Below are 22,718 nucleotides of genomic sequence, written 5' to 3' on the forward strand. Positions count from 1 at the left end.
TGTCATCCGTTATACGGTATACATTTTTTGTCTTAATTCTTTGATTTTTGGATCATCCAGATAGTCATCGAACGTCATATAACGATCGATTACTCCATTTGGAGTGATTTCCAACACACGGTTTGCTACAGTTTGCGCAAATTCGTGGTCATGCGTAGTAAACAATACGGAACCTTTAAAGTTTTTCAACGAGTTGTTAAATGCCGTAATTGATTCCAAATCGAGGTGATTCGTTGGTTCGTCTAACATCAATACGTTTGCACGCAACATCATCATTCGGGAAAGCATACAACGTACTTTTTCACCTCCGGATAAAACGCGACCTGTTTTTAAGGCTTCCTCACCGGAGAAAATCATTTTTCCTAAGAAACCACGAACATAAACTTCGTCTCTTTCCGGTTCAGTTTTGGCCCACTGACGCAACCAGTCCACCAACGTAAGATCGTTTTCAAAGAAACTGTGGTTATCGGCCGGTAAATACGATTGCGAAGTGGTAATTCCCCATTCTACTACTCCGGAATCAGCGGTCATATTTCCGTTTAAAATCTCATAAAAAGCCGTAGTAGCACGAGAATCTTTTGAGAAAACCACGATTTTATCTCCTTTTGCCATATTTAAGTCAACATTCTTAAACAAGGATTCTCCTTCAATTGACGCGCTTAAATTTTGTACGTTTAGGATTTGATCACCAGCTTCACGCTCCTGATCGAAAATGATCGCCGGATAACGACGGCTTGATGGTTTGATTTCATCCAAATTTAATTTGTCGATCATTTTTTTACGGGAAGTTGCCTGTTTTGACTTCGCAACGTTCGCGCTAAAACGACGGATAAACTCTTCTAATTCGGCTTTTTTCTCTTCGGCCTTCTTATTTTGCTGTGCTCTTTGTTTGGCCGCTAACTGACTCGATTCGTACCAGAACGTATAGTTACCGGAATAATGATTGATTTTTCCAAAGTCAATATCCGATACATGTGTACAAACCGCATCCAGGAAGTGACGGTCGTGAGATACAACCAAAACCGTATTGTCATAATTAGCCAGGAAATTTTCCAACCATCCGATGGTTTCAAAATCCAGGTCATTCGTAGGCTCATCCATGATCAGAACGTCCGGACTTCCGAATAAAGCCTGTGCCAAAAGGACACGTACTTTTAATTTGGCGTCCATTTCGCCCATTAGTGTATAATGATATTCTTCCGAAATACCTAAGTTCGATAACATGGCAGCCGCATCCGAATCGGCATTCCATCCGTTCATTTCCTCAAACTGCACCTGAAGCTCACCAATTCTTTCGGCGTTTTCATCTTTGTAATCCAGGTACAATTCGTCCATTTCCTTTTTAACGGCAAATAACGTCTTATTACCCATCATAACCGTTTCAAGGACAGTATGCTCATCAAACATATTGTGGTTCTGGTTTAAAACCGACATCCTTTTCCCCGGCTCCAGTATTACGCGTCCGGATGTAGGATCGATCTCTCCTGCCAATATCTTTAAAAAAGTTGATTTTCCTGCTCCGTTAGCCCCGATGATCCCGTAACAGTTACCTTGCGTAAAGGTTACATTTACTTCGTCGAACAAAATTCGTTTACCAAACTGAACGGATAAATTTGAAACTGTTAACATTTGAAATTGATTTTTATAAAATTGTTGCAAAAGTAGAAAAAATAGTGCAGTTTTGAACTATCTAATTTAGAATCTGTAAAGCTTTATTTTAACTGTACCTTAACAGCCTGTTCTATAATATAGAAATACTTTTGTTTAGAGATAAAATTGTTTGAATGTTTGCCCATATAAAAAACGTACTCCTCCCGCTATCTACAGTGCTGATTTGCTCCCTTACTTCTTGTAACAAGAAGTTTGAAAGCGATAATTATACAGCCTATTTTGGAGGGGAAATAATCAATCCTCTTAGTCGTTATGTCCTTTTGTGTAAAGATAATAAGGTACTTGACACGCTTATCTTAGACGAAAAAAACCGTTTTTTCAAGAAATTCGACTCTTTAACACCGGGTATGTATACGTTTCGTCACGACCCGGAATACCAATATATCTATTTTGACAAAAACGACAGTCTGATGGTTCGTATTAATACGGGCGATTTTGACAATTCGATTGTTTTTTGCGGACGTGGCGATCAGAAAAACAACTTCCTGATGGAAATGTATCTGAAAAACGAATCGGATAAAAACAATATGTTCGATCTTTTTGACAGAAATTACGATCAATTCTCAAAAAGTATTGATTCCATTTATGCCCGTAAAAAAGCCTTTTACCTTCGCAAAAAAACAGAAATCAACTGGGATGATAAATTCGATCTGTATGCCAAAGCGAGTTTAGACTTTAGCCATTTGGCCAAAAAAGAAATTTATCCGTTTGCACACGAACGCCGTACCGGTGAAGCAATAAGCACCAAATTACCAAAGGATTATTACAACTTCCGTAAGGAAATTGACTTTAATAATGCCCAGCTCACCAATTATTCGCCTTTTGTACGCTATCTGACTGCCATGTTAAACAATGTAGCCTATTCGGAAGCCGATAACACCTTTAATCTGGAAGAAACGGCAATAGAAAACAACATCAAAAAACTGAATATTGCCGATACCTTGTTTAAAAACGAGAAGATTAAAAATAGCGTACTAAATAACATTGCTTTTATGTATCTGTTGGAAGATCAGAATATGCACAACAAAAAGAAATTTTTTGACCGCTATTCACAATTATCGACCGACAACAGTGGCCATAATGAAATCAAGAAAATTGGTGATGCCATCCAAATGCTGACGGAAGGAAAAAAATTGCCCGATGCGGATTTAATCAACGAAAAAGGTGAAAAAATCGACCTGAATTCGATAACCGATGGTAAACAGACGGTACTGTTTTTCTGGACATCCAATGCCAAAGCCCATATGGTAACCGTACACAAAAAGGTAAACGAATTAAAAAAGAAACATCCAAACCTGCATTTTGTTTCGATCAATGTGGATGATTCCGAACAGGAATGGAAACAAATACTATCGCAATATGCCTTTGAAAACACTACGGAATTGCATTCGGCAAATTTCGAAGCTTTAAAAGACCATTGGGTGATTACGAAAATACAACGTACGATCCTACTCCAGCCAAATGGCATGATCAAAAATGCTTTTGTGAGTCTTTTTGATTCCGATTTTGAAAAGAACCTCAAATAAACAAACTAAACATAAAAAAGGCGGTTTCAAATTATTGAAACCGCCTTTTTGCTTGTATACTATAAGGAGTATTATTATTTGTTTCCTTTTTCGTAGTCGGCTAAAAACTGCGCCAAACCGATATCAGTAAGCGGGTGCTTTAAAAGTCCTAAAATTGACGACAATGGTCCTGTCATAACATCAGCTCCGATCTTCGCACAATTTACAACGTGCATCGTATGACGAACTGAAGCAGCCAGAATTTGTGTTTCATACGCATAGTTATCATAGATCAAACGGATTTCATCAATCAGGTTTAAACCATCTGTCGAAACATCGTCCAAACGACCTAAGAAAGGCGACACATATGTTGCCCCTGCTTTGGCCGCCAATAAAGCCTGACCAGCAGAGAATACTAAGGTTACGTTTGTTTTAATACCGCGATCTGAAAAATATTTACACGCTTTGATTCCTTCTTTGGTCATTGGGATTTTCACCACAATCTGTTCGTGTAGTTCCGCCAATTCTTCGCCTTCCCGAACCATTCCTTCGTAATCGGTAGCAATTACTTCAGCACTTACGTCACCGTCTACAATGTTACAAATGTCTACATAGTGTTTTAAAATATTGTCTTTTCCGGTGATTCCCTCTTTGGCCATTAGCGACGGATTAGTTGTTACACCATCCAATACTCCCAAAGCTTGCGCTTCTTTAATTTGCTCTAAATTAGCCGTGTCAATAAAAAATTTCATCTTAAATATATTTAATGATAGTTGTGTTAAAATTCGGATTACAAAATTACAACTTATAATGGTTCATTAATAACTTTTCGTATACTTTATCCGGAAGTATCCGTTTTAAAACAATCGAAAACTTTTGCATAAAAGCACCCACCTTATAATGGATCTTCGGATTTGGATTTTGAAGAATCGCATATACTGCTGCAGCCATTTGTCCGGGATCACTACCGCTATCGACATGATCATTCATCATACTTAACGTATTCCCATACGGAACTTCATAGGCCGATCCTTTAACCAACGGTGCATGATAACGTCCTGAAGCGATATTGGTGGCAAAATCGCCTGGCGCTACATTGGTGATCTGAACCCCAAAAGCTTTTACTTCCATACGAAGCGCTTCTGTGATCAATTCCAATGCACCTTTTGAGGCCGAATACACACTTCTGTACGGCAATCCCATATAACCGGCAATGGAGGTTACATTAATGATCAATCCAGATTGCTGCTTGCGCATCGAGGGCAAAACAGCCTTCATCACTTCGATCGGACCAAAAAGATTGGTTTCAAAATTATTGCGGATTTCATCGCCAGGAATTTCCTCCAGCGGACCGGTAATTCCCACTCCCGCATTGTTGATCAACACATCTAATCGCCCTTCTTTGGCTACGATGGTGTCGACAGCCATACGAATGGTATCCGCCTGACGCACATCCATTGCTAGTAACGGAAAAAGCGTTTGCTGTATCTTTTCGGGGTTTCTGCTGGTTCCGTAAACGGTATATCCTTTTTGAAATAATAATTCGCCTATGGCTTTTCCGATGCCTGACGAGCCTCCGGTAATTAAAACCACTTTTCCCATAGTATCCGGTTCAAAATTTGAGTTGCTAAAATAAGGAAGAAAAACGTTACAAAAGTTCTAAAACAAAAAAATCTCCCAAAAGGAGATCAAAGAAAAAATGGCAAGCGACCTACATCGCACCGCTACAACCACATACCTTTGCTGTGTTCCCACCCTGGAGGAGTCTGCAGGAGCTGGTCGTGTAGGACTTGCCGGTGCAAATATACAATCTTTTTATATTTTTGCAAGGCAATTGCGAGATATAAAATACAATTGTATATTGTGGTATCCAATTTTAATAACCATGAAAAAGTATAATGCATTCGCATTCATTTTATTAAGCTCTTTTTTCTTTTCGTGTGACAACGGAAAAAAAAATGAAGAAAATTTATTTAGCCTCGATACAACCGACTTAAAAGAGGTATACCAACCCAATGAAAGCCTGGGATTGGGTATAAAAAATGCCGAAAACAAGCCTGTCGACTCTATTGTTTTTTATATCAACAACAAAATTGTAGGCCGTGTTAAAGGAAGTGAAAAATTCGCTTTTGCTCTAAAAGAACAAAAACTGGGGTATCAGAATATTAAAGCCTTGGTTTATTCGGAAGGAAATACCAATGAAGTAACCGGCCGTATTGAAGTGGTATCGGATGTACAACCCAAACTTTTAAACTATAAAATCCTAAACACCTACCCGCACGATAGCAAAGCCTATACACAGGGATTGGAATTTTACCGTGACACTTTAATTGAAAGTACTGGAAACGGTGCCGGAAACGGAACCGGATTGCGCGGGATTTCCAGTTTGCGCAAAACCGATTATAAAACCGGAAAAGTATATAAGATTGTCGAATTACCTCAAAATGTATTCGCAGAAGGTACAACCGTATTAAACAATAAGGTATATCAACTTACGTATCAGAATAATGAAGCCTACGTGTATAATGCCGACACCTTTAAAAAAGAAAAAACCTTCCCTTATTTTAAACAAATGGAAGGATGGGGATTATCGAACGACGGTAAAAACCTGCTAATGTCAGACGGAACCGAAAAAATCTGGTTTGTAAATCCGGCCGACTTTAAGGAAGTGGACTATATTAATGTGTATACGGCCGGTTCTAAAATTAAAGCGGTAAATGAAATGGAATGGATCGACGGTAAAATTTATGCTAACATTTATACCAAAGATGCGATTGCGATTATCGATCCGAAAAATGGTGCGGTAGAAGCGATTGTAAACCTAAGCGATCTAAAATCGAAAGTAACGGCACATCCGGATCTGGACGTTTTAAACGGAATTGCCTACAATCCTAAAACCAAAACCATTTTTGTAACCGGTAAGAACTGGGATAAAATGTTCGAAATTAAAATCGAAAACTAATTTCCTGTAAATGAAACAAACCGAGGATTTATGAACCACGGAGAAATCAACAAGGAAGTAACGGAACGATTAAAGCAAATTTACGCTCCTTATTTCGATTCGGAATACCTTGATCAAAACCTTGAAGTGCCACGAATCTATACCGACAATGTTCAAAAATTAGACGTTGGCGATTTATATAGTCTTTCAAGAGCATTATCCAACACCGAATCATGGACAAAAATGTTTGACGATGAATTTTTGGAACGACGGGATGCCAACCAACTTACCAAAAATGATAAACTATTTCTGGTCATTGGTGAATGGGGATCGCATCATGAGTTCCTACTATGTTGTGATAAGTCGTCAGAAGATTTTGCTAAAATATTCGACTTCAATGATGCTCACCCATGGTGTGGGCATCATAATGAAGTGGAATGGGCTGACTTTAGAGAATTTCTCAAAGAAGATTTTAAAATTGACTTAGAATAACCGGAAAGGCTTACTCCTATCTAATGATCAACTGAAATTTTTTACCTTAAAATCCGTCCGGATAAAGGACAAAAAAGAACATAACAAAATGGAACGACTCACAAATGATGACCAAGCCGTATATCAGGCGGCCCAAATTGAGATTGACCAATTTGATTTGAAGGAAGGAGAAAAAATTATCGCTTATTTTTCAGAAGTACCGCCAATTCGTGGTTTTCCATATAAAATAATTATAATTGAAACCCCAGACGGCACGATCCTTTCAAGATTCAGACAATGGGACACCGAATACAACTTTTCACAATGGATCAACGGGATTTACAATCTGGACCGACTTCGAATCATAACGGATGAAAAAAAGCTTTCCGAAAGCGACATTGCACTATTAAAAGAGCAATTGTTAAAACTGAAACAAATACAATTACCCGAAAGCATACGGAATGAAAAAGCAATCATTCTGGATTGTTCCGAATGGAAATTTGGCTTCCTTTTGGCCGATAAAAACATCGATTATACCTGGAGAGCGGCAACGGAAGCAATAGAACTGTTTGTCCCGATAATTGAATTGATCCGAAAACAGCACCAATTCAGATAATAAAGACGGTTGCTTTTGGTGCCTGCCTCTCAAATTTCAAAATCATTACAATCATTTACTATTTAAATCCGGAGAATTTGAGTTGTTCCAATATGATCAAAAATGAAGAATACGAAGTTAAGTTTGCCGATTCGGGAATACGAATACTTATTCCGCCGGCAGCTCATTTATTCGCAGAAGGCAATAAAGTAAAGCATCAACCGGATCGTATTAATGTCTTTTATTTGAACTATTTTGATTTTTGGAGTCAAACGGTTATTGATAAAATGAGAATACGATTGCTGTTTATGCCGGAACCGATTATTCTGCTTCTATTGATAACCGGGAATTTAATGATGTCGCATCCTTTCTTCAGAAAAGATTGATCAAATAAAAGAACAATTGATCACAGTGTATACCTTGATATCACGGATTACAAATCCGCGAGATCAGATTAAATACGAATATTTTAAAAAATTTCACAAAAAAATGAAATAAAACGATATGTTTGTACTTCCAATTACAAACAGAAATGGGAACACTACATGAAGTCTATCAGTTGAAACCCAAAGTCATAAATTGTGGTGCCATCCTACGGGTTCGAAGAGAAAAAGAGACTGCTTTTTTAGAAAAATACACCGATCCTCAAATCGATTATACCAATGACGGGCACGGTATTTTTTCCAATACATTCGTCATAAACGCTCCGGATGGAAAAGTGAGAAGATATGCCCTTTATGCCACAGAAAGAATCATCGATTTTAAAGAACCTGGTATTTATATATCCATACAGGATAGCAGTAAAAATGGTTTCGGAAGCGATTTTGATGTGCTTATAAATGAGATGGCTGCCTATTTGGAAGATTCCCTATTCTACGTGATCTGGGATTTTATAATCGATCGGTATGAAATCACAAATGGAACATTGTATCATAAAAATACTCGTGATTTTAGTGTTTGGAATTATAATTTTGGAAAATACTTAAAAGCAAATTATACCGATGCCGAGCCAATTATTGGCGATTATTATGCTGATCAAACATACGAAATGCTAGTACGGCATAATGAAATGATTGAAGATGGCGAAAATCCAAAAGATTTGTATGATGTAGACGAGTATGAAGAATTACTCGATAGCCTTTCAAATTACAAAAATACGATTACGATAGAAGAATTTAATGTCTTAAAAGATTGGCTAAAAGTTCAAATAGCGGATTACGATTAAATAATTAAGTATGAAACACTTTGAAATAAGACAAGAAACCGATTCGAAGATAATAGGTAAATATCCTCAGGTAAAAGAATTAAAAATCGGTTTTCATGAAGCAAGAGCTTCGCAATGGGGTATCATAAGCAAATGGAAATCAGAAGATGATATTCCCGACCTTAATAATTTTGTTTTGCATAATAATTCGAGGCTTTCAGACTGTGTTTCTAATAATTTTGTCATCACATCCAGTGGTTTATTTCTCAGTGAAAAATGTTCTCAGATTTTAGAAGCCTTTACAATAAACGGTAGTTTTCATCCCATGACTATTTTCCGACGCGGAACGCCTCATCCCTACCGTTTTCTTTGGTACGAATATGGCGCTATAAGCAAAATAGATTTTAAAAAATCAGAATTTATTGAATACAACGATATTTATGAAAAATCGGGAGCGATAATAGCTGTAAACGACTTTGAAGATTATAAAGCTAAATATAGAACATTATTTGATGACAATGCGGATGAAGTCGGTTGGGATTTAACGTCGAAATCTTTAAAAATCGCCGGGTGTTTTGATATCACTCCCGCTTTTGGAATAGGCTTAATCTGTAACGAAAAAGTAAAAAATGCCATTGAGGAAAATAAACTGACCGGATTTGATTTCCGCCCTATTGATACCGAAATTTTATTTGACCAAAGCGTCTACTCCGGATGGGTAAGTCCGAAAGTAAATTAAACCTAAAAACGCCCCCTAATATCCTAATAATACAAAATAAAATGAGCGAGTCACTTACACACCTTGTAGTCAATTGGATCGATATTGACAAAAATGTTATTTTGGTTGGCGCGACCGACAACCTACGATGGAAATGGGATACCGAGTTCGGAATGTCCGGTGATGATGCCAAAACTATAGCTATTGTAACGTTAACCGATAATGGTAAAGGCTATGCCGTTTCGGAACGAGCCGAATTTTTTTGTTCAATGGAGGAATCTACCCGATTCCTCGCAATGGCAAATCTATCCGGTTTGTTTGAAATTGCCTGGATCATCAAAAAGGAAAAACTCACGTACGATCATGCACGAGATCGATTCTTCGGAAAAAGTATTGGAATGCCCCTAATTTAAAAGCAACAAATGGGAATAACAAACGATCTGTATCAGCTTAAACCAGGAATTATTAATTCCGGGACTATTTTGCGGGTTCGTAAAAATAAAGAAGCTGCTTTTTTAAAAAAATATACCATCGTCAATCAGGGAAACAATACCAATGCACAAGGTATTTTTTCCAATACGTTTATCATAAACTCAGAAGACGGGAAAATTGAGCGAATTTCTCTTTTTGCAACAGACCGGATAATCGATTTCAATGAACCCGGTATCTATATATCGCTACAAAGTGGCAGCAAATCGGGCTTTGGTAGCGATTTCAATGATTTTTTTTCGACTATGGCGACCTATTTGGAAGATGCCTTATTTTATATACTCTGGGATGACATAATCAGTCGGTATGAAATTATAAATGGAACGTTAAATTTCAGAAGTACCCGGGACTTTACGCGTTGGAATTGCCTTTTTGAAGAATACGTAGTCGACAACTATGCTGATTCCAAACAGCTCCTTGCCGATTTTTATGTTGAAAAAGCAAATGAAATGATACTACGTCATGACGAAATAATCAGTGAAGGTGAGGATCCAAAAGAACGGCATTACGATGTAGAAGATTATCAGGAATTACTACAGCAGATTTTAAATTACAAAAGTCATATTGCCCCCGAGAAATTAAAACAACTAAACGATTGGCTGGAGGCGCAAATATATGATACCATTTGTATAGAGTTGGTTGTTACGGCTTCACAATCGATATATGATGAGAACGAGGTCTATATGCAGGGAAAATTTGAAATCCGGATCAACGCTGAAAAGCCCTATGCAGAAAGCGACATCATTGATATTTCGGAATTTCTAAAAAGTATGGTACAGAATGGAGAATACTTTATCTTTTCATGTTGCTGTGGCGTTCCTTCGTGTAGCGGATGGGTAAAAGGTATTCAGGTGGAACATTTCGATACAACCATTCGTTGGACCAACCTAAACACCTGGAAAGAATGGTATTTTGAAAAGCACAGAATTGAAGATGACATAAAAACCATCCGGGAAGAAGATAAGGTTTACGAAAAATTTTTCGCTAAAAAAGAAATCGAATATATAGGCGTTGGCGATTATTGGAATACAGACGATGAATTAAAAAATTAAACCTAAAATGAACAATACGTTTACCATTGATGATTTACAAGACTTATGGCAAAAAGTTAGTATTTTACATAGCGGACAAACCTATGGCGGGCAAAATAAAGGCGAAAAAATCGAATATATCAATCATATCGGTAGTGTTGTATTCGAAATTATAAATGCTTCAAAAAACACTTTAGACTTCGACGTAGCGCTTGCCGTAAAATGTGCTCTTTTACACGATACCATAGAAGATACCGATCTTAGTATCGAAGAATTGGAAAAAGACTATGGGAAACCGGTTCTGGAAGGCGTACTGGCCTTAACCAAAAACACGCAGCTTGAAAGAGAACTTCAAATGGTCGATAGTTTAAACCGGATAAAAGCACAACCTAAAGAAATCTGGGCGGTTAAAATGGCCGATAGAATCTGCAATTTATATGCGCCACCCTATTATTGGGACCAATCGAAAAAGGAAAAATACCGGGAAGAAGCAAAAGTTATTTATACCTATTTAAAAGACGGCAACGCCTATTTGGCAAAAAGACTATTAGACAAAATAGATCTTTACAAGAATAAATACTAAATGGATTCAACTAAAATAAAAATATTACGGAGTAGAACTGCAATTCCATTGGACGTTGCGATACAACTTTTAAAAGAAAATAACGGTGATATTGACGCCAGTGAACAAGCATTTCACCACAACAAAATAAGAGCAATAGTATTTGAAGCAGAATGTGATTATGAAACCGCCAAGGAGTATTATGAATTATGTAAATATGACACTACTAAAGCGATCGAACGAATTAATGATAGAACCGTACGAATCTCCACAAGAGAAAAGCCAACATCTCGAAATGAAATCGGGTTTAGTATATGGCCGGCCGATAATGACATAAATTATTATAAAACCAAAAAGCGAAACGATGTCTTTATTGCGGACTACGATTTTGACCTTATCCTGGACGAATTCAACTCCGTTTTTCCTATCCAAAATCCATGGAATAAACTGATCGAAAACTCTTTAGATCATTGTGGTTATAATTATTTTGACAATCCAACTTGCCAAATAATACTGGAACGAATAAAGCAATCAAAAACAGACGACCCGAAAGTACTGGAATTTAAAACGCAATTTATAACATGGTTTGAGGATAAACTGAATTATGCCACTTATATAGTGGTGTTTGGAACTCTTTAAAAAATAACAAACCAGCGCGACGCTTTTTATTATCAAAGAATGCGTTAAAAAGAAATAAAACCCAAAAAAAGACATCCTAATTGAATGACAATATCACAGAAATAGGCTTATGACAATCATTTCTTAACAAGAAAATGCTTTTTTAATTCATTTTTGTTGTAAATTAGTTCAATGTTTTTTGAATCTGAATAGTAGTAATATCCTAATATTCAGATTCTTTTTTTTTTACGGCTGACGCAGCGTCAAAATATTAAGTATTTTTTAACGCTTTCACAAAGTTCGGTTGGTTCGGTTTTAACCAAACTAATCGTATCTTTGCGAACCAAAATCAATCCCCATGAATAAACAGCAGGAAGAAAAAGAAGAATTAATAGAACTATTCGGGATACACTTTGAAACGTATTATCATCTACCGCCCTGTGCGGCCCGAATATTAGGATTATTAATTATGAATGCCCGCGATAAGGGCATGACATTCGAAGAATTGGTCGATCAGGGATGTGCCAGCAAAAGCACGATATCGACCAACATCAATTTATTACTCAAGCTGGGAAAAATCAGTTATTACACAAAAACCGGTGATCGTAAAAAGTATTTTTTGCCCTCCCCTCCCAACGAACGCATTCAGAATCATCTGAAATTTATTGAATCCGAGAAAAACATGCTCAACCGTGTAAAATCCTATGAGCTCACCTATCCGGCAGAAGATAAAGCCCATACGGCTTTTGTTGTGAATGCTTTGAATACCTATATGAATTATCTGAGCAAATTTGAAAGTATACTCACGGAATGTATGAAGGAAGAATCCTTATCCAAAGACGAATTTTAAAACTATTTACAATTATATATAAATATTTTACCCTATGAAGAATAAAGTAATATTTAGCATGTTGGTCCTGTCGATGGTATTGGCATCATGTGGAGACAAAAATCCGCAACAGCAGCAACCTGGTGGTCCCATGCCCTTTCCCGTTCAGAAAGTAGTTAAAGAAAATACCACAACCTATCAAGAATATTCCGCCAATTTACAAGGTCAGCAAAACGTTGAAATCCGCCCGAAAGTAAGCGGTTTTATCGAGCAGATTTTTGTCGACGAGGGACAAACGGTGCGCAAAGGACAGGTACTGTTTAAACTGGAAACCAACACCCTGTCGCAAGATGCCGGTGCGGCCAAAGCAGCCGTAGCAGCCGCTCAGGTCGAAGTAGATCGTTTAATTCCGTTAGTGGATCGTAAGATTATCAGTAATGTAACGTTGGAAACCGCTAAAGCCAATCTGGCACGTGCGAAAGCCAGCTACAACAGTATTGCGGCAAACATCAACTTTGGAACCATTACCAGTCCGGTAGACGGTGTTATTGGAAGCATTCCGTATAAAGTAGGAAGTTTGGTAAGCGCTACTACAGCCGATCCGTTGACCACTGTATCGGATATCCGTAATATTCGCGCTTATTTTACGATGAATGAAAAACAAATGATCCAGTTTAGCAGAACCTTCCCGGGTGCTACATTATCGGACAAGATCAAAGCGATTCCTTCGGTAGAATTAATCCTTGCCGACAATTCGGTATACGAGCACAAAGGGAAAATCGAAACTGTAAACGGATTAGTAAACGCCCGTACCGGTAGTACTGAGTTCCGTGCACAGTTCCCGAACCCGCAATCGGTATTGCGAAGCGGTGGTAGCGGGATCATTCGCTTACCGGTTGAAGCCAAGGACGTAATCCTGATTCCTCAGAATGCGGTTTACGACATGCAAGGGAAACAAATGATCTATGCGGTTGGAAAAGACAACAAAGTACATTCGAAAATTATAGAAACCAACGGTACTTCCGGTTTGAATTTTATCGTAACCGGTGGTGTTGAATCCGGAGAAGTAATTGTGGTGGAAGGTGTTACCAAATTGGCCGACAATCAGGAAATCGTTCCACAGGAAGCTGGTAAAAACGCACAACCGGCAGCAAATGCGCCCGTAAAAAAGTAAACTTATGATTAAAACATTTATAAACAGACCGGTACTTTCTACCGTAATCTCCATCATCATAACCATTCTGGGTATCCTGGGATTAACGTCGTTACCCATCGAACAATACCCGGAAATTGCACCGCCAACCGTGCAGGTTAGTGCTACCTATACCGGAGCCAATGCCGAAACGGTTTTAAACAGTGTTGTAACGCCAATCGAAGAAGAAATCAACGGTGTGGAAGGAATGACCTATATGACGTCGACATCGGCAAATAACGGTGCGGCCAACATTAGCGTATTCTTCGAATTGGGTGTCAATCCCGATATCGCTGCCGTAAACGTACAAAACCGTGTGGCACGTGCCACCAGTAAGCTACCACAAGCGGTAGTCAATACCGGTGTAACCACGATTAAGAGTCAAACGAGTGCGTTGATGTTCTTCGCTTTATATTCAAACAATAAGGATTATGACGAGACGTTTATCCAAAACTACGCCCGTATCAACCTGGTACCGAAATTACAACGTGTAAAAGGGGTTGGACAGGTAAACGTATTTGGTGCCAAAGACTACTCGATGCGTATCTGGATCGATCCGGAGAAAATGGCCAACTACAAAGTGGTACCATCGGATATTCAGGATGCGTTACGCGAACAAAACTTAGAAGCCGCACCGGGTAAATTCGGTGAAAACGCAGATGGTGTTTACGAATACGTAATCAAATATAAAGGACGTTTATCTAAAATTTCCGAATACGAAAACATCATCATCAAATCTACTGGAAACGGAAACTTCCTACGATTAAAAGATGTAGCTACTGTCGAATTGGGAGCCTTTAACTACGGTGCCAAAAACATGGCAATGGGTAAAGAAGGTGTAGCCGTTGGTATTTTCCAGACTTCCGGATCGAATGCTCAGGACATTATGACCGAAGTAATCCATATTTTGGAAGAAAGTAAAGGTACTTTCCCTAAAGGTATTGATTATGTAATCCCTTACAACTCGAAAACCTTCCTTGACGCGTCGATCGCGAAAGTAGTTTCGACATTGATAGAAGCCTTTATTCTGGTATTTATCGTAGTATTCGTATTCCTACAGGACATCCGCTCTACATTGATTCCGGCCATTGCCGTACCGGTTGCGATTGTAGGTACGTTCTTCTTCCTGCAATTATTCGGATTCTCGATCAACATGCTTACCTTGTTTGCAATGATTCTGGCGATTGGTATCGTAGTGGATGACGCCATCGTGGTGGTGGAAGCCGTCCACGCCAAGCTCGACCACGGTATAAAAGACGCCAAACAAGCGACGATTTCGGCTATGGACGAGATCACCGGAGCGATTGTATCGATCACCCTGGTTATGTCGGCGGTATTCGTACCAGTTTCCTTCCTGAAAGGACCATCCGGAGTATTCTACAAACAGTTTGCGATTACATTGGCCGTTGCGATTGTGATTTCGGCGATCAACGCCTTAACCTTGAGTCCGGCGCTTTGTGCCCTGTTCTTAAAACCACATGACGATTCGGAACATGCTAAAAAAGGATTAAAAGATCGTTTCTTTACCGCGTTCAACACGGCATTCGATTCGATGAACAACAAATACAGTAAGTCGTTAAACTTCCTGGTTAAAAGAAAATGGATCACCGGAATCTCTTTATTAGCAGTAACGGGTATTACATTACTATTATTCAACACCACTCCATCCGGGTTTATTCCGAATGAAGACCGTGGTATCATTATGGGTGATTTAACCTTACCTCCGGGAACCACTTTAGAAAAAACACAATTAGCCGTTAACGAACTGGATTCTATTCTGGCCTCTATGGACATTATTGAATCCCGTATGAGTGTGGTTGGTTTCAGTTTATTAAACAACGTAAATGGTGGTTCATATGCCTTTACCGTTATCAAATTAAAAGACTGGGCGCACCGTAAAGAAGCGACCCAATCGATTGAAGCGGTAGTTGGTGAACTATTCGGACGTACAGCGCAATTTAAAGATGCCCGAGCATTATTCTTTACACCTCCGAGTGTACAGGGATTTGGTACGGCAGACGGATTTGAGTTTAAACTACAATCCAAAGCAGACGACGACTGGGCAACCATTAGTAAAGTGACCGGTGAGTTTTTACAAGCCCTAAACCAACGTCCGGAAATCCAGTATGCGATGACCAACTTTAACCCGAACTTCCCACAATACCAATTGGACATTAACATTGAAAAAACGAAAGATGCCGGTATCAGTGTATCCGATATTTTCAATACGCTACAAGGGTATTACGGAGGATTATATACAACCGACTTTAACAGTTTCGGTAAACAGTACCGTGTAATGATTCAGGCAAAACCGGAAGATCGTGCTACGGAACAAAGTTTGGATAAGATTTATATCAAAAACCGAAATGACGAATTGGTAGCAATCAGTCAGTTTGTGAGCCTTAAGAAAACCTATGGCCCGGAATCGGTTACGCGTTTTAACTTATTAAAATCGGTTAACGTGAACGGTAAAGCCAAACCGGGATACAGTTCCGGGGACGCGATTAAAGCCATCGAAGAAGTAGCCGCGCAACATTTACCGAATAACTACACCTACGAGTTTTCCGGTATGACCCGTGAGGAGATTGCTTCCGGAGGTCAGGCGATTGGCGTATTCCTGTTGAGTTTGATTTTCGTATACTTCCTGTTAAGTGCACAGTACGAAAGTTATATATTACCATTATCGGTAATCCTATCGTTACCGGTGGGTATTGCAGGAGCCATCGGATTTGTAAAACTGGCCGGTCTGGAAAACAACATTTACTTCCAGATTGCACTGATCATGCTTATCGGATTACTCGCGAAGAATGCCATTCTGATCGTAGAGTTTGCCATCCAGCGTAGACGTCATGGCATGAGCCTGTTCGAATCGGCAGTTGAAGGCGCTAAAGCCCGTTTACGACCGATCCTGATGACTTCTTTCGCCTTTATCTTTGGTCTGTTGCCACTGGCTTTAGCCAACGGAATTGGAGCCGTAGGTAACCGTTCCATTGGTATGGGAGCTGTTGGAGGAATGTTAGTCGGTACCATTTTAGGGGTATTCTTTATTCCGGTATTGTTTGTGATCTTTCAGGGACTACAGGAACGTATTACCGGAAAAACAGCAGCCCAAAAAGCGGCCGAGCAGGATTCTGAAAATGTTGCATTATAAAACTATGAAAATGAAATATCAAAAATCATATAAAATAATGGTTGTCATAGCAGCTGCATCGGTGATGCAGTCCTGCTTTGTCGCCAAGAATTATGAGCGCCCACAGGTAAAAACTGAAGCATTGTATCGTACCGATGCTACGACTACCGAAGGTGCGTCACTGGCGGGTGTTTCGTGGAAAACACTTTTTACCGATCCGATCCTTCAGGGCTATATCGAAAAAGGACTACAGAATAATTACGATATCCGTATCGCCATGCAGTCGATTGTAGCGGCAGAAGCAAATCTGAAACAAGGCAAAATGGGCTACCTGCCTACGCTTAGTGTGGGTGCCAGCCTTACCCACCAGCAATTGGCCAAAAACAGTCAGTTTGGTTCCTTTTTTAATGGTTCGTTAGACCAGTACCAACTGGCCGGAAACTTATCATGGGAAGCGGATATCTGGGGGAAAATCAGAAGTAACAAACGTGCGGCCAATGCTTCCTATTTGCAAACGGTAGCAGCCAATCAGGCAGTAAAAACACAATTATTGGCCAGTATTGCTTCGACCTATTATCAGTTGTTATCGTTGGATGCACAGTTAAAAGTAGCCGAAGAAACCTTGCTCAACCGTGACAATAGTGTTACTACGATTAAAGCGTTAAAAGACGCCGGAAACGTAAACGAAGTAGCCGTAAAACAAACGGAAGCACAGAAATATGCTACCGAGTTGATTATTGCCGATTTGAAAAATAACATCACAATCATGGAGAACACCCTATCTATTTTATTAGGACAATCGCCCGGTAAAATCGAAAGAGGAACCCTTGCGGCTCAGACTATGAATGTAGATGTAAACCTTGGTGTTCCTGCCGATTTATTAAGCAAAAGACCGGACGTAATGGCTGCCGAATACAATCTGATCTCTAATTTTGAGATGACGAATGTAGCGCGTAGTAATTTCTATCCGTCGTTTACAGTAACGGCTTCCGGAGGTTTCCAGAGTTTGGAGTTAAAAGAATGGTTTAGCACCAATTCCCTATTTGCAAATATCGTAGCCGGATTGACACAACCTATTTTTAATCAACGTCAGATTAAAACCAAATACGAAATCGCAAAAGCCAATCAGGAAAAAGCGTATTTACAATTTGAGCAATCTCTGTTAACGGCTGGAAAAGAAGTTTCGGATGCATTATCGCAATATAAAAACGAAACCGGTAAGCTGGTAATCCGCGAAAAACAAGTGGATGCGCTTAAAAAAGCAGCCAATTATTCCGATGAGTTATTAAACCACGGTTTTGTAAACTACTTAGAAGTATTAACGGCTAAGAACTCCGCTTTAAGTAGTGAATTGGATCTTATCGATAATAAATACCGACAGTTTAATGCCATCATCATGCTATATAAAGCATTAGGTGGCGGAACGCAATAATATAATACTGTTTTACCTGACAGGTTTTAAAAACCTGTCAGGTATAGCAAACCAAAACAAAAGGGAGCACTTAATAATGCTCCCTTCTTTGTGTTTTATTTTAACAGGTGAATACCGTCTTCTTTAATTTCGATCAGCTTTTGTTTGTACAAAACACCAATCGCTTTTTTAAAGGTCTTTTTACTCATTTTCAGTACGGTTTTAATATCTTCCGGGTGACTATCGTCATTGAGTCGTAAAAAACCTCTGCTGGCTTTTAATTCGTCTAAAATATACTGGGAACTCGGCTCTAGTTTTTCAAAGCCTAATTTGGTCGCCGAAACGTCAATTTTACCATCGGGACGGATGTTTTTAATATAACCGATAATACGATCGCCCGTTCTTAGATCGTCGTATACTTCGTTTTTGTATAATAAACCTTTGTGTTTTTCATTGATAATCACATTGATTCCGACTTCGGTAATATGCGAAATGATCAGATCGACTTCCTCGCCTTTTTCCACCGTGATCACTTTGTTATCCAAAAACTGGTTCGTTTTACTGGAAGCTACCAGTCGACCGGTTTTTTCATCGATATACATATACACCAGGTACCGTTTTCCCTGTTCCATAGGACGTGCCTGCTCTTTAAACGGAACAAACAGGTCTTTTTCCATACCCCAATTCATAAACGCACCAAATTTATTGGTGTAGTTCACGCGTAAAAGGGCAAACTCATTTAAAAAAATATACGGTTCTAACGTCGTGGCAATAGGGCGTTCTTCGTGATCCAAATAGACAAAAACAGCAATCTCGTCGCCTATTTCATATTCTTCCGGGACATATTTATTCGGTAAAAGTATATCCGCGTTACCGTCTGTCAGGAACAAGCCTACTTTTGTATCTCTGTCGATTTTTAAGGTGTTGTATTTTCCGATCTCAATCATGGTATTCTGTGCGATTATCAGGCACAAAGGTACACATTGCATTACTTATTACACCAGCAATCTGAAAATATATTTACTAAAAGCAAAAAGACTCCGAATTGGCTTCGGAGTCTTTATGTTTATTGTGATATATATTATTTTATAAATTCAATTTTTTGCACTTCTTCGGCGTTTACGCTGTCGAAAAAACCTTGTTCGTTCATCCATTCATCGCTAAAGATTTTGCTCATATAACGGGAACCGTGATCCGGGAAAATGATCACCACATTACTGTCTTTGGTGAATTCGTTTTCTTCGGCAAATTGTTTCACCGCCTGCATCGCTGCTCCGGACGTATAGCCTACAAACAAACCTTCTTTTTTGGCAATCTCTCTCGCCGTATGCGCACTTTCTTCATCATTTACTTTGGTGAACTTGTCGATCGCGTCAAAATCGGTTGCTGTTGGAATCAGGTTTTTACCCAAACCTTCAATACGATACGGATAAATCTCTTCACTATCGAACTCCTTCGTTTCATGGTATTTTTTCAACACCGATCCAAAAGCATCCACACCAAGCACTTTAATCGCCGGGTTTTTCTCTTTTAAGAAACGAGCCGTTCCGGAAATCGTTCCACCAGTACCGGAACAAGCCACCAAATGGGTGATTTTTCCGTTGGTTTGTTCCCATATTTCAGGGCCGGTTGTATTATAATGTGCATCGACATTCAGATCGTTAAAATACTGGTTGATATAAACCGATCCTTTGGTTTCTTCGTGTAAACGTTTGGCCACGTTATAATACGAACGGGGATCATCTGCAGATACGTGTGCCGGACATACATATACTTTAGCACCCATCGCCCGTAACATATCTATTTTATCTTTGGAAGATTTTGAGCTAACTGCCAAAACGCAGTCATAACCTTTAATAATACTCACCATCGCCAGACTAAAACCCGTGTTACCGGAAGTCGTTTCTATAATTGTGTCGCCAGGTTTTAGAATTCCTCTTTTCTCTGCTTCTTCAATTATATATACGGCAATTCTGTCTTTTGTGGAATGACCCGGGTTGAAAGCTTCTACTTTAGCATAAAAATTACCTTCTAATCCTTCTGTAATTTTATTGAGCTTAATTAGGGGAGTATTACCTATTAATTCCAATACATTATTATAGGCTTTTATGTCTTCTTTCATAAAATATAAATTAGTCGAGCGATATTACTTACAGTAATTAAGTAACCTCAGAACACTGCAAATTTAACAAAAAAATTTTATCTACTTTTTAATTCCTTCTAAATCTAACAAAAAAGTATACTCTTTGGCTACTTCTTTAAGCGATTCGAAACGTCCGGAAGCACCACCATGGCCTGCATCCATATTGGTATCCATATATAACTGACTATCTCCCACTTTCATAACGCGCAGTTTGGCAACCCATTTGGCCGGTTCCCAATATTGCACCTGCGAATCATGAAGTCCGGTTGTGACCAGTAAATTCGGGTATTTTTGTTTTTTAACATTGTCATATGGCGAATACGATAGCATGTAGTCGTAATACGTTTTGTCGTTCGGGTTCCCCCATTCGTCATATTCTCCGGTTGTTAACGGAATCGAATCGTCCAGCATGGTTGTGATTACGTCTACGAAAGGTACCTGTGCAATTACACCGTTGTATAGCTCCGGTGCCATATTGATAATTGCTCCCATTAGTAATCCGCCGGCCGATCCGCCTTCGGCATATAAATGCTTCGCGGAGGTGTATTTTTCGGCAATTACAAATTTGGAACAGTCAATAAAGTCTGTAAATGTATTTTTCTTTTTAAGTAGTTTTCCATTTTCATACCATTCCCGTCCAAGATCTTCTCCTCCACGGATATGTGCTATAGCATAGATAAATCCCCGATCCAGTAAACTCAAACGTATCGATGAAAAATACGGATCCATTGAAGCGCCATATGATCCGTAAGCATAAAGCAAGAACGGGTTGTTACCATCTTTCTGGATACCTTTGCGGTATACAACCGAAATCGGCACTTTAGTTCCGTCCTGAGCAGTGGCCCAAATACGTTCTTCGATATAATTGTTTTTATCAAACTTCCCACCTAAAACTTCCTGTTCTTTTTTGACTTCCTTAGTCTTGGTTTTCATATTGAAATCGATAACAGACGACGGAGTGGCCATCGACTGGTAACCGTATCGTAAAATATCGGTATCAAAGTCAACATTGGTAGTCGTATACGCCGTATAGGTTTCGATTTCAAACGGAAGGTAGTACTCTCCTTTTCCGCTCCAAGGCATAATACGGATTTTGTTTAATCCATTAGAACGCTCGGAAACCACCAGGTAGTTTTTAAAGATTTCAATATCTTCCAGTAAAACATCTTTACGATGGGCGATCAGATCTTTCCAGTTTTCTTTTCCGGTTGCATTTTCGGGCGTTTTCATTAGTTTAAAATTGGTCGCCTTGTCTTTGTTGGTCACCACATAAAAACTATCGCCAAAGTGTGAAATACTGTATTCCAATCCTCGTGTACGTGGCTGGAATACTTTAAATTCGGCATCCGGTGTATTGGATGGAAGAATACGGAATTCGGACGTTAGCGTACTTGTAGAACCGATTACAATATATTTTTTTGATTTTTCTTTATATACAAATACCGAAAAAGTATCGTCTTTTTCTTCAAAAACAACCTTGTCATTTTTAGGATCCGTTCCCAGTTTGTGTTTGTAAATTTTATCCGAACGAAGCGTAACCAGGTCTTTACGCGTATAGAACAAGGTTTTATTATCGCTCGCCCAGGTGGAACCTCCGGTTGTTTTTTCAAGTTTTACCGGTAGAATTTCTCCGGTTTCAAGGTTTTTGATCTGAATGGTATATTCTCTTCTGGAAACGGTATCGATTCCAAAAGCACACCATTTGTTGTCTTCACTGATGCTCATTCCGCTTAACTGAAAATACGCATGTCCTTTGGCCATTTCGTTACAGTCGAACAGGATTTCTTCTTTGGCATCCAACGAGCCTTTTTTACGGGCGTGAATCGGGTAATCTTTTCCTTTTTCGTAACGGGTGATGTAATAATACCCGTTATACAGATACGGAACCGAACTGTCGTCTTCTTTTATCCGCGATTTCATTTCCTGAAACAAGTCCTCCTGGAACTGTTTCGTATGTGCGGTCATTTGCTGGTAATATTCGTTTTCTTTTTTAAGGTAATCGATAACTTCCGGGTTTTCTCTTTCGTTCAACCAATAGTAATTATCTGTTCGTATATCGCCGTGTTTTTCCAATTGTTTTGGCTTTACGGCTGCCATAGGCGGTGTTAGTGTTTTTACCATATCGGGCTTTTTATTTTGTGCGTTTCCCGTTACAAAAATAAGACAAACGCAACTCAAAATAATTTGATTTTTCATTTAGTTTTGTTT

21 protein-coding genes and 1 other RNA gene are annotated in these 22,718 nt (G+C 39.0%); 15 read left to right on the plus strand and 7 right to left on the minus strand.

Annotation, left to right across the window (positions count from 1 at the left end; genetic code table 11):
- Positions 1-9: 9 nt before the first annotated feature.
- Complete coding sequence (locus tag E6C50_RS02525; RefSeq protein ID WP_136401622.1) at positions 10-1,629, minus strand: ABC-F family ATP-binding cassette domain-containing protein; 1,620 nt, start codon at positions 1,627-1,629, stop codon at positions 10-12.
- Between the two features lie 155 nt (positions 1,630-1,784).
- Between E6C50_RS02525 and E6C50_RS02530 the strand changes: the two genes are divergently transcribed.
- Positions 1,785-3,197: a TlpA family protein disulfide reductase gene (locus E6C50_RS02530; RefSeq protein WP_136401623.1), complete on the plus strand. Its 1,413-nt coding sequence runs from the start codon at positions 1,785-1,787 to the stop codon at positions 3,195-3,197.
- A 74-nt stretch (positions 3,198-3,271) separates the two neighbouring features.
- Here the strand turns inward: E6C50_RS02530 and fsa are convergent, their stop codons facing one another.
- From fsa to ffs, 3 genes are all read right to left on the minus strand, one after another.
- Entirely contained in the window at positions 3,272-3,928 is a 657-nt protein-coding gene (gene fsa / locus E6C50_RS02535) for a fructose-6-phosphate aldolase (protein WP_136401624.1), read from the minus strand.
- A gap of 46 nt (positions 3,929-3,974) precedes the next feature.
- Positions 3,975-4,778 (minus strand): SDR family oxidoreductase, encoded by an 804-nt coding sequence (locus E6C50_RS02540; protein WP_136401625.1) that lies wholly within the window; start codon positions 4,776-4,778, stop codon positions 3,975-3,977.
- Between the two features lie 96 nt (positions 4,779-4,874).
- Positions 4,875-4,972, minus strand: an RNA gene (gene ffs, locus E6C50_RS02545) — signal recognition particle sRNA small type.
- 89 nt (positions 4,973-5,061) lie between these two features.
- Between ffs and E6C50_RS02550 the strand changes: the two genes are divergently transcribed.
- The 14 genes from E6C50_RS02550 (at position 5,062) to E6C50_RS02615 (ending at position 18,388) form a co-directional block, all read left to right on the plus strand.
- Positions 5,062-6,138 carry a glutaminyl-peptide cyclotransferase gene (locus tag E6C50_RS02550; protein WP_136401626.1) on the plus strand — a complete coding sequence of 359 codons (1,077 nt, stop codon included), beginning with the start codon at positions 5,062-5,064 and terminating at the stop codon, positions 6,136-6,138.
- A 30-nt stretch (positions 6,139-6,168) separates the two neighbouring features.
- A complete protein-coding gene (locus E6C50_RS02555) occupies positions 6,169-6,609 on the plus strand; it encodes a hypothetical protein (protein ID WP_136401627.1) in 441 nt (146 codons plus the stop codon).
- Between the two features lie 88 nt (positions 6,610-6,697).
- Positions 6,698-7,204, plus strand: coding sequence for a hypothetical protein (locus tag E6C50_RS02560; RefSeq protein WP_136401628.1), 507 nt, complete (start codon positions 6,698-6,700; stop codon positions 7,202-7,204).
- A gap of 77 nt (positions 7,205-7,281) precedes the next feature.
- Complete coding sequence (locus tag E6C50_RS02565) at positions 7,282-7,569, plus strand: hypothetical protein (RefSeq protein ID WP_136401629.1); 288 nt, start codon at positions 7,282-7,284, stop codon at positions 7,567-7,569.
- A gap of 146 nt (positions 7,570-7,715) precedes the next feature.
- Entirely contained in the window at positions 7,716-8,408 is a 693-nt protein-coding gene (locus tag E6C50_RS02570) for a hypothetical protein (protein WP_136401630.1), read from the plus strand.
- 10 nt (positions 8,409-8,418) lie between these two features.
- Positions 8,419-9,126 (plus strand): hypothetical protein, encoded by a 708-nt coding sequence (locus tag E6C50_RS02575; RefSeq protein ID WP_136401631.1) that lies wholly within the window; start codon positions 8,419-8,421, stop codon positions 9,124-9,126.
- A 41-nt stretch (positions 9,127-9,167) separates the two neighbouring features.
- A complete protein-coding gene (locus E6C50_RS02580; protein WP_136401632.1) occupies positions 9,168-9,518 on the plus strand; it encodes a hypothetical protein in 351 nt (116 codons plus the stop codon).
- Positions 9,519-9,527: 9 nt separating this feature from the next.
- Positions 9,528-10,646, plus strand: coding sequence for a hypothetical protein (locus E6C50_RS02585; protein WP_136401633.1), 1,119 nt, complete (start codon positions 9,528-9,530; stop codon positions 10,644-10,646).
- 7 nt (positions 10,647-10,653) lie between these two features.
- Positions 10,654-11,208 carry an HD domain-containing protein gene (locus tag E6C50_RS02590; RefSeq protein ID WP_136401634.1) on the plus strand — a complete coding sequence of 185 codons (555 nt, stop codon included), beginning with the start codon at positions 10,654-10,656 and terminating at the stop codon, positions 11,206-11,208.
- Entirely contained in the window at positions 11,209-11,826 is a 618-nt protein-coding gene (locus E6C50_RS02595) for a hypothetical protein (RefSeq protein ID WP_136401635.1), read from the plus strand.
- Positions 11,827-12,163: 337 nt separating this feature from the next.
- Complete coding sequence (locus tag E6C50_RS02600; protein WP_136401636.1) at positions 12,164-12,655, plus strand: GbsR/MarR family transcriptional regulator; 492 nt, start codon at positions 12,164-12,166, stop codon at positions 12,653-12,655.
- Between the two features lie 34 nt (positions 12,656-12,689).
- On the plus strand, positions 12,690-13,808 hold the full coding sequence (locus tag E6C50_RS02605; protein WP_136401637.1) for an efflux RND transporter periplasmic adaptor subunit: 1,119 nt from the start codon (positions 12,690-12,692) through the stop codon (positions 13,806-13,808).
- A gap of 4 nt (positions 13,809-13,812) precedes the next feature.
- A complete protein-coding gene (locus tag E6C50_RS02610) occupies positions 13,813-16,977 on the plus strand; it encodes an efflux RND transporter permease subunit (RefSeq protein ID WP_136401638.1) in 3,165 nt (1,054 codons plus the stop codon).
- Positions 16,978-16,987: 10 nt separating this feature from the next.
- Positions 16,988-18,388 carry an efflux transporter outer membrane subunit gene (locus tag E6C50_RS02615; protein ID WP_211089514.1) on the plus strand — a complete coding sequence of 467 codons (1,401 nt, stop codon included), beginning with the start codon at positions 16,988-16,990 and terminating at the stop codon, positions 18,386-18,388.
- 95 nt (positions 18,389-18,483) lie between these two features.
- Here the strand turns inward: E6C50_RS02615 and E6C50_RS02620 are convergent, their stop codons facing one another.
- The 3 genes from E6C50_RS02620 to E6C50_RS02630 form a co-directional block, all read right to left on the minus strand.
- Positions 18,484-19,314 (minus strand): CvfB family protein, encoded by an 831-nt coding sequence (locus tag E6C50_RS02620; RefSeq protein ID WP_136401640.1) that lies wholly within the window; start codon positions 19,312-19,314, stop codon positions 18,484-18,486.
- Positions 19,315-19,448: 134 nt separating this feature from the next.
- Positions 19,449-20,489, minus strand: coding sequence for a PLP-dependent cysteine synthase family protein (locus E6C50_RS02625; RefSeq protein WP_136401641.1), 1,041 nt, complete (start codon positions 20,487-20,489; stop codon positions 19,449-19,451).
- A gap of 81 nt (positions 20,490-20,570) precedes the next feature.
- The gene (locus E6C50_RS02630) at positions 20,571-22,631 is read right to left on the minus strand and encodes a S9 family peptidase (RefSeq protein WP_394346674.1); all 2,061 of its coding nucleotides are present in this window, start codon (positions 22,629-22,631) and stop codon (positions 20,571-20,573) included.
- Between the last annotated feature and the right edge of the window lie 87 nt (positions 22,632-22,718).

The organism is Flavobacterium supellecticarium (genome assembly GCF_004801375.1).
Classification (GTDB): Bacteria; Bacteroidota; Bacteroidia; order Flavobacteriales; family Flavobacteriaceae; genus Flavobacterium; species Flavobacterium supellecticarium.

Bases quoted from the DNA above. Each gene is read 5' to 3' on its own strand.
- E6C50_RS02525 (WP_136401622.1), bottom strand. From the start codon at position 1,629: ATGTTAACAGTTTCAAATTTATCCGTTCAGTTTGGTAAACGAATTTTG.
- E6C50_RS02530 (WP_136401623.1), top strand. From the start codon at position 1,785: ATGTTTGCCCATATAAAAAACGTACTCCTCCCGCTATCTACAGTGCTG.
- fsa (WP_136401624.1), bottom strand. From the start codon at position 3,928: ATGAAATTTTTTATTGACACGGCTAATTTAGAGCAAATTAAAGAAGCG.
- E6C50_RS02540 (WP_136401625.1), bottom strand. From the start codon at position 4,778: ATGGGAAAAGTGGTTTTAATTACCGGAGGCTCGTCAGGCATCGGAAAA.
- E6C50_RS02550 (WP_136401626.1), top strand. From the start codon at position 5,062: ATGAAAAAGTATAATGCATTCGCATTCATTTTATTAAGCTCTTTTTTC.
- E6C50_RS02555 (WP_136401627.1), top strand. From the start codon at position 6,169: ATGAACCACGGAGAAATCAACAAGGAAGTAACGGAACGATTAAAGCAA.
- E6C50_RS02560 (WP_136401628.1), top strand. From the start codon at position 6,698: ATGGAACGACTCACAAATGATGACCAAGCCGTATATCAGGCGGCCCAA.
- E6C50_RS02570 (WP_136401630.1), top strand. From the start codon at position 7,716: ATGGGAACACTACATGAAGTCTATCAGTTGAAACCCAAAGTCATAAAT.
- E6C50_RS02575 (WP_136401631.1), top strand. From the start codon at position 8,419: ATGAAACACTTTGAAATAAGACAAGAAACCGATTCGAAGATAATAGGT.
- E6C50_RS02580 (WP_136401632.1), top strand. From the start codon at position 9,168: ATGAGCGAGTCACTTACACACCTTGTAGTCAATTGGATCGATATTGAC.
- E6C50_RS02585 (WP_136401633.1), top strand. From the start codon at position 9,528: ATGGGAATAACAAACGATCTGTATCAGCTTAAACCAGGAATTATTAAT.
- E6C50_RS02590 (WP_136401634.1), top strand. From the start codon at position 10,654: ATGAACAATACGTTTACCATTGATGATTTACAAGACTTATGGCAAAAA.
- E6C50_RS02595 (WP_136401635.1), top strand. From the start codon at position 11,209: ATGGATTCAACTAAAATAAAAATATTACGGAGTAGAACTGCAATTCCA.
- E6C50_RS02600 (WP_136401636.1), top strand. From the start codon at position 12,164: ATGAATAAACAGCAGGAAGAAAAAGAAGAATTAATAGAACTATTCGGG.
- E6C50_RS02605 (WP_136401637.1), top strand. From the start codon at position 12,690: ATGAAGAATAAAGTAATATTTAGCATGTTGGTCCTGTCGATGGTATTG.
- E6C50_RS02610 (WP_136401638.1), top strand. From the start codon at position 13,813: ATGATTAAAACATTTATAAACAGACCGGTACTTTCTACCGTAATCTCC.
- E6C50_RS02615 (WP_211089514.1), top strand. From the start codon at position 16,988: ATGAAATATCAAAAATCATATAAAATAATGGTTGTCATAGCAGCTGCA.
- E6C50_RS02620 (WP_136401640.1), bottom strand. From the start codon at position 19,314: ATGATTGAGATCGGAAAATACAACACCTTAAAAATCGACAGAGATACA.
- E6C50_RS02625 (WP_136401641.1), bottom strand. From the start codon at position 20,489: ATGAAAGAAGACATAAAAGCCTATAATAATGTATTGGAATTAATAGGT.
- E6C50_RS02630 (WP_394346674.1), bottom strand. From the start codon at position 22,631: ATGGTAAAAACACTAACACCGCCTATGGCAGCCGTAAAGCCAAAACAA.